Source organism: Salinibacterium sp., assembly GCF_031364185.1.
Lineage (GTDB): Bacteria > Actinomycetota > Actinomycetes > Actinomycetales > Microbacteriaceae > Rhodoglobus.
This window is the reverse complement of record NZ_JANLVV010000174.1, coordinates 1-6,453: the sequence shown is the minus strand read 5'-3', so window position 1 is coordinate 6,453 and position 6,453 is coordinate 1. Positions and strand designations below refer to the sequence as shown.

Annotated in this window: 6 protein-coding genes and 1 tRNA gene; 5 read left to right on the top strand and 2 right to left on the bottom strand. The window is 65.7% G+C overall.

Annotation, left to right across the window (positions count from 1 at the left end; all coding sequences use genetic code 11):
• Positions 1-182 precede the first annotated feature (182 nt).
• Positions 183-254 (bottom strand) — tRNA-Arg (locus RMN95_RS07845).
• A 74-nt stretch (positions 255-328) separates the two neighbouring features.
• Here RMN95_RS07845 and RMN95_RS07840 point away from each other — a divergent pair.
• Positions 329-1,123 carry a transglutaminase family protein gene (locus RMN95_RS07840; protein WP_309616379.1) on the top strand — a complete coding sequence of 265 codons (795 nt, stop codon included), beginning with the start codon at positions 329-331 and terminating at the stop codon, positions 1,121-1,123.
• Between the two features lie 6 nt (positions 1,124-1,129).
• Here the strand turns inward: RMN95_RS07840 and RMN95_RS07835 are convergent, their stop codons facing one another.
• On the bottom strand, positions 1,130-1,735 hold the full coding sequence (locus RMN95_RS07835; RefSeq protein ID WP_309616378.1) for an arginyl-tRNA synthetase: 606 nt from the start codon (positions 1,733-1,735) through the stop codon (positions 1,130-1,132).
• Positions 1,736-1,768: 33 nt separating this feature from the next.
• On the opposite strand from RMN95_RS07835, the gene argS reads away from it, so the two are divergent.
• The 4 genes from argS to RMN95_RS07815 form a co-directional block, all read left to right on the top strand.
• Positions 1,769-3,427, top strand: coding sequence for an arginine--tRNA ligase (gene argS, locus RMN95_RS07830; protein ID WP_309616377.1), 1,659 nt, complete (start codon positions 1,769-1,771; stop codon positions 3,425-3,427).
• A 3-nt stretch (positions 3,428-3,430) separates the two neighbouring features.
• Positions 3,431-4,282, top strand: a complete 852-nt coding sequence (locus tag RMN95_RS07825) for an LmeA family phospholipid-binding protein (RefSeq protein ID WP_309616376.1) — start codon at positions 3,431-3,433, stop codon at positions 4,280-4,282.
• A 104-nt stretch (positions 4,283-4,386) separates the two neighbouring features.
• On the top strand, positions 4,387-5,799 hold the full coding sequence (gene lysA / locus RMN95_RS07820; protein WP_309616375.1) for a diaminopimelate decarboxylase: 1,413 nt from the start codon (positions 4,387-4,389) through the stop codon (positions 5,797-5,799).
• A 13-nt stretch (positions 5,800-5,812) separates the two neighbouring features.
• A partial coding sequence (locus RMN95_RS07815; RefSeq protein ID WP_309616374.1) for a homoserine dehydrogenase occupies positions 5,813-6,453 on the top strand: 641 nt, incomplete at its 3' end.

Genomic DNA, 6,453 nt, shown 5'->3' with positions numbered 1-6,453 from the left:
GGCTGCTGCTAATCGTTGCCGCCCGGTTGGTCGCATACAGCTACCCTCCTCGATTGGCGCGGTAAGCGCTAGGCCATGACGCGAATTGGCGGGTGTCAAGTGTTGCCAAAACGTTGCCACGGACGCATTTGGGCGACTAGGTCTTCACGGAGTTGAACTGTCTGACCAGCACTTTCGCGAGGTGCCCCCAGGCAGATTCGAACTGCCGCCCCTGCCTCCGGAGGGCAGTGCTCTATCCCCTGAGCTATGGGGGCCAGGAGGTCGTGCTCAAGGCTACCAGCGGTAAAGCAGGCCGTAGGCCAGCAAACGGGCATGGCAGTATCGAAACATGCTGCGCACCGTCACCTCCCGCCTCGAGCTCGACATCCAAGGCACTACCAACATGGTGTTCAGCATTGCGGCAGCGCGGGGTTCCGCCGCCACCTCCGAGCGGCTGAGCTTCGTACTCGACGGCGAGCCGCAGCGGGCCACCGAGCTGACAGATCACCACGGAACCCGACTGCACACCTTCGTTTCCGGCCCAGGCCTGATGGTCGTCGAGTATTCGGCCGACATCGCGGGCCGATCAGACCCGGCGACACCCGACGACCTCGACCTGGTGACCTATCTTCGGCCGAGTCGGTACTGCGAGTCTGACAGCCTCACCCCCACGGCGCGCTCCGAATTTGCGGGGCTGAAGGGCCACGAACTGCTTCATACCGTCACGCTCTGGGTGTGGAACAAGCTGCGATACGTTCCGGGTTCGAGCCTGCCCACCGACGGTGCCGAACAGACGCTCCTTGCCCGCCGGGGCGTCTGTCGCGACTATGCCCACCTCGTCATCGCGCTGCTCCGCGCGCTGGACGTTCCCGCACGGATGGTCGCCGTCTACGCGCCCGGCCTGTCTCCCATGGACTTCCATGCCGTCGCCGAAGCGTACGTCGACGGTGCATGGTGGGTGGTGGATGCCACGCGCCTCGCCCCTCGCCAGAGCATGGTCCGCATCTCCACTGGTCGCGACGCGGCAGACACCGCGTTCCTCACCAACCACTGGGCCGACCTGATCCTCACCGACATGAGTGTGCTTGCTATCGTCGACGAACTTCCGACCGATGACGGCACCGAGCTGGTGCAGCTGGGCTAGCCTGCGTCAGCCCACCGCGGTGATCGCGGCGCGCATGATCGGCTCGGCGTCCTCGGCTGCGAAGAAGGCGATGGATGCCGCGGCCACCCAGAATTCGCCGGCAAACGCCTGTGCGGCCGAAGCCAGGTCGCCCTGGTCGAAGTATCCGTCTGGGCCATAGGCGCTGACCGACGTGCTGGTGGCCGCGAGTTCGGCGCGCCGACGTGCGGTGGACGCGGAGTCCAGGTGCGCGACCGAGACGTCGATGGTGTCTCCGCTGGTCTGGTTCGTCCACCGGCAGGCCAGCCCGCTGGCGGCGACCGCCTGGGCCGCCAGGGTGCCGGCCTCAGGAACGAAGTCGGCGGCGAGACCGAAGTTGGGGTTGTAGTCGTAGATCTGCTGTGGGGTGATGAGTTCGTTGCACCCGATGCCGACGGGGATCCCGGTCTCGGCGGCGGGTGAGGCATCGGGCGCCGGTGTCGCCGATGGTGACGCACCGGAGGTGGGCTTGCCCGTGGAGGTCGAGGTCGGTGTTGACGTAGCATCCGGTGCCGCAGTGGGCACGCAGGCTGCCAGGAGCAGGGCTGACGTGAGCAGGGGAACGGCGAGCAGAAGTGGGCGGCGAGCGGGCATGGCCCCATTGTGCCCCAGCTAAACTCAATTCTCGTGAACCCCGCCGATCTCTCCGCCTCCCTGTTGACCGTTGTGACGGAGATTTCCGAGCGTCGGGGAGGCACGGCGGTGCTGGCTGTCGGCGATCTGCTGCTGGAGCGCCCACGCAATCGCGAGCACGGCGACTGGGCATCCAATATCGCCATGAAGCTGGCGAAATCACTTGGTGCCAACCCTCGTGAACTCGCCGACGAGATCGCCGTGCAGGCCGCGAAGCTGGCGGGAGTGGCGTCGGTCGATGTCGCCGGCCCTGGTTTCATCAACATCACCCTGGATGCCGCCGCGGCCGGAGCGCTCGCGAAAGCAATCGTCGAGCTGGGTGACGATTACGGTCGCGGCGAACTGTACGGCGGGGTCACGATCAACCTTGAGTTCGTCTCGGCGAACCCGACGGGGCCGATCCACATCGGCGGCGTGCGCTGGGCGGCGGTGGGTGACAGCCTGGCCCGAATCTTTCAGTGGCAGGGTGGCATCGTCACCCGCGAGTACTACTTCAACGACCACGGTGCCCAGATCGACAGGTTTGCGCGCAGCCTGCTCGCCTCGTTCCTGGGTGAGCCGGCACCGGACGACGGCTACGGCGGCGCCTACATCTCCGACATCGCCGCGAGGGTGATTGCGACCTACCCGGGGCGGCTGGAGTTGATCCCGCGCGACGAGCAGCAGGAGTTGTTCAGGTCTGTCGGGGTCGAGCTGATGTTCGGTGACATCAAGGCGGCCCTGCACGAGTTCGGCGTGTCATTCGATGTGTACTTCCATGAAAATGATTTGCACGAGAGTGGCGCAGTCGAGAAGGCCATTGGGCGCCTGCGCGAACTGGGTGCCATCTATGAAGCGGATGGCGCGACCTGGTTCCGGTCCACCGACTACGGCGACGATAAGGATCGCGTGGTCATCAAGAGCGACGGCCAGTTCGGCTACATCTCGGGTGACCTCGCGTACTACCTCAATAAGCGGGAGCGCGGATTCGAGCGTAATATCATTGTGCTCGGCGCCGACCACCACGGCTACGTCAAGCGCCTGATGGCGATGACGAAGGCATTTGGCGACGAGCCCTACGTCAACCTCGAACTGCTCATCGGCCAGATGGTGAATCTACTGCGCGACGGCGAGCCCGTGCGCATGTCCAAGCGCGCTGGCACGGTGGTCACTCTCGAAGACCTAGTCGAGGCGGTCGGGGTGGATGCCGGTCGCTACGCCCTGGTGCGAAGCTCGATCGACTCGCAGGTCGATATCGATCTTGACCTCTGGGGTCGCAAAACCAACGACAACCCGGTCTTCTACGTGCAGTACGCGCACGCCAGGACGAATTCGGTCGCTCGAAACGCCGCGTCATCCGGTGTCGATCGCAGCGCATTCGACGCCGGTCTGCTGTCGCACGAGAGTGAAAGTATTCTGTTGGGCGTCCTCGCCGAATTCCCGAGGGTGATCCGCCAGGCCGCCGAGCTTCGTGAGCCGCACCGCGTCGCCCGCTATGGCGAAGAGCTGGCCGGCGCGTACCACCGCTGGTACGACGCCTGCCGGGTGACGCCGCTGGGTGATGACGCCGTCTCTGACCTGCACCGCACCCGCCTCTGGCTGAACGATGCGGTCGGGCAGGTGCTTCGCAACGGCCTCGGGCTGCTCGGGGTTAGCGCGCCGGAGCGGATGTAGCCGATGGCCGAGCCGATCGTACCGAGGCCCGAGCCGCCGTCTGCCGAAACCCTGGTCATCGAATTACCGCCCGAGCCGCCCAAGAAGAAACGCCGCCGCTGGGTGGGCCCTCTTCTTGCGTTCGTGATCGTCGTCGTTGTGCTGCTGATCGTCTTCCTCGTCGTCGATGCCTTCGCGCGCCAGTACGCGACCGGCCTCGTGCGCGAGAAAATTGTCCAGGCGCTGAAGCTCGATCCGTCCGCCCAGGTCGACGTCGATCTCGGCGACGGTTCCATCCTGGTGCAGGCGGCCGCCGGCAGCATTGACGACCTCAGCGTGCACGTCTCGAAGTTCTCCCTCGGAGAGATCACCGGGGAGGCAGAAATCATGGCCACGGCGGTGCCGATCGACACGACGAAACCGCTCGGCACCATGGACATCGCTGTGACGGTGGATGAGTCCAACGTGCAGAAGCTTTCCGGATACCTCAGTGGCATCGACCTGACGTCGATCGAATTGCGCGACAAGCTCATCAGGATCACCACAGACTTTGATCTGTTCCTCGCGAAGGTGCCGGTGGCAGTCGATCTCGCGCCGTCAGCCAACCAGGGCGGCATCAGCTTCGACCCGGTCACCGTGCTTCTGGGAGACCAACAGATTTCGGTGGCCGACCTGCGGGCGATTCCCGGGGTCTCCGACCTGGCCGGCGGGCTGCTCAGTTCGCGCACGTTCTGCGTGGCAGGATTCCTGCCCCAGGCGCTCACCATCGACGACGTGAAGGTGATCGGCACGGACCTGGTCGTCTCCATCACGGGCGACGGCGCCACCCTGGGCGGCCCCGGCCTGTCGACGATGGGCTCGTGTCCGGCATCGTGAGGTGGCAGGCCCAACTGACATCCGCGCCAGACTCCTCCCGCTAGGCTCAATATGCCGTCAGTGCAGCCCTGTGCCCTGCCCGTTCGTCTCCCTTAAGGCTTCCCGTGACCAGCAACCCACTCGCCCCGTCGTGGCTTGCCGTGCCGTCCGACGCCAACGCGCTGGCGCCCCGGGTCTGGTCACACAACAGCCTCCGCGATCTCTCCGGAGAGCTCGTGATCGGCGGCGTCTCCGCCTCTGCCATCGCAGCGCAGTTCGGCACCCCCGTCTACGTGGTCGACGAAGCCGACGCCAGGAGCCGTGCCCGAGGCATCCGGCTCTCATTCGACCGGGAGTTTGCCAGGGTAGGCGGGCGCGCGAAGGTCTACTACGCGGGCAAGGCATTCCTGTCCATCGAGGTGGCCCGTTGGATGAATGAGGCCGGCCTGAACATCGACGTCGCCAGCGGCGGTGAGCTCGCCGTTGCGTTGGCGGCCGGGGTCGACCCGGCACACCTGGGGCTGCACGGTAACAATAAGTCACCGGCCGAGATCGACCGGGCGGTGAGCATCGGAATCGGCGCCATCGTCATCGACAGCGAGATCGAGATCGCGCGCGTCGCCGCCGCCGCCGCGCACCACGGGCGCCGCCAGTCCGTGCGTCTGCGCATCAATAGCGGAGTGCACGCCTCGACTCACGAATACCTGGCGACAGCGCGCGAAGACCAGAAGTTCGGAATTCCGCTCGTGGATGCCGCAGCCCTCGTCGCCCTCATTCGCGCCGAACCCGCGCTGGAGTTCCTCGGCCTGCACTCGCACATCGGCTCGCAGATCTTTGAGTCCAGCGGCTTTGCCGAAGCCGCGCGACGCCTGCTCGCGCTGCATGCGGAACTGCTCGCCGACGGCCCGGTTCCCGAGCTGAATCTCGGCGGCGGATTCGGAATCGCGTACACGAGCGTCGATGAGCCGCTCTCTATCGACGAGATCGCCGCTCGGTTCGCCGACATCGTTTCCGAGGGCGCTGCCGAACTCGGCATCCCCGTCCCGGTGGTGGCGATTGAGCCTGGTCGCTCCATCATCGGGCCTTCGACGACCACGCTCTACACCGTGGGGACGATCAAGGACGTGCTCGTGGCGGGCACGGCGGTGCGTAAATACGTCAGCGTGGATGGCGGCATGAGCGACAACATCCGGCCATCGCTGTATCGGGCCGAGTATTCGGTGCGCTTGGCCAATCGATCCTCTACCGTCCCCGCGGAATTGGTGCGGATTGCCGGGAAGCACTGCGAGTCTGGTGACATCGTCGTGCATGCCGACTACCTGCCCGGGGATGTCGCCTCCGGAGACCTGGTGGGTGTGCCAGCGACGGGCGCCTACGGTTGGGCGATGGCCAGCAATTACAACTATCTCGGCCGGCCGCCGGTGGTGGCCGTGGTCGACGGGCTCGCACGGATTATCGTGCGCGGCGAGACCGAAGAAGACCTGCTCCGCAGGGATGCCGGCGTTCGTGTTGGTTCAGCCAAGGGAGCACAGTCGTGAAGAGAGCCCAGTCGTGATCGAATACCGCAACCTGCGCGTCGCCGTCCTCGGGGGCGGCAGCGTCGGCTCGCAGGTGGCAAGCCTGCTCATTACCCATGGCGACGAGCTCGCCGCTCGCGCTGGCGCTGGCCTTGAAGTGGTGGGCATTGCGGTTCGAAACGTGGATGCGCCACGCGACACCGACATCCCGAAGCACCTGCTCACCACCGACGCTGAGGCCCTGATCCTCGGCGCTGACATTGTCGTCGAACTCATGGGCGGCCTCGAGCCCGCTCGCACGCTGATCCTGCAGGCCCTGCACTCCGGTGCCGATGTCATCACCGCCAATAAGGCACTGCTGGCCACCCACGGCCCCGAGCTGTTTGAGGCCGCAGAGCAGGTCGGTGCCCAGTTGTACTACGAAGCGGCGGTGGGCGGAGCCATCCCGATCATCCGCCCGCTGCGTGACAGCCTCGCCGGCGACCGGGTGATCCGCATCCTCGGGATCGTCAATGGCACGACGAACTACATCCTGGATCGCATGGACATCGAGGGTGATTCGCTCGAGAGTGCGCTGGCCGAGGCGACCAGGCTCGGCTACGCCGAAGCGGATCCGACCGCAGATGTCGAGGGTTTTGATGCCGCCCAGAAGGCGGCGATCCTGGCGAGCCTTGC

Bases quoted from the DNA above. Each gene is read 5' to 3' on its own strand.
- RMN95_RS07840 (WP_309616379.1), top strand. From the start codon at position 329: ATGCTGCGCACCGTCACCTCCCGCCTCGAGCTCGACATCCAAGGCACT.
- RMN95_RS07835 (WP_309616378.1), bottom strand. From the start codon at position 1,735: ATGCCCGCTCGCCGCCCACTTCTGCTCGCCGTTCCCCTGCTCACGTCA.
- RMN95_RS07825 (WP_309616376.1), top strand. From the start codon at position 3,431: ATGGCCGAGCCGATCGTACCGAGGCCCGAGCCGCCGTCTGCCGAAACC.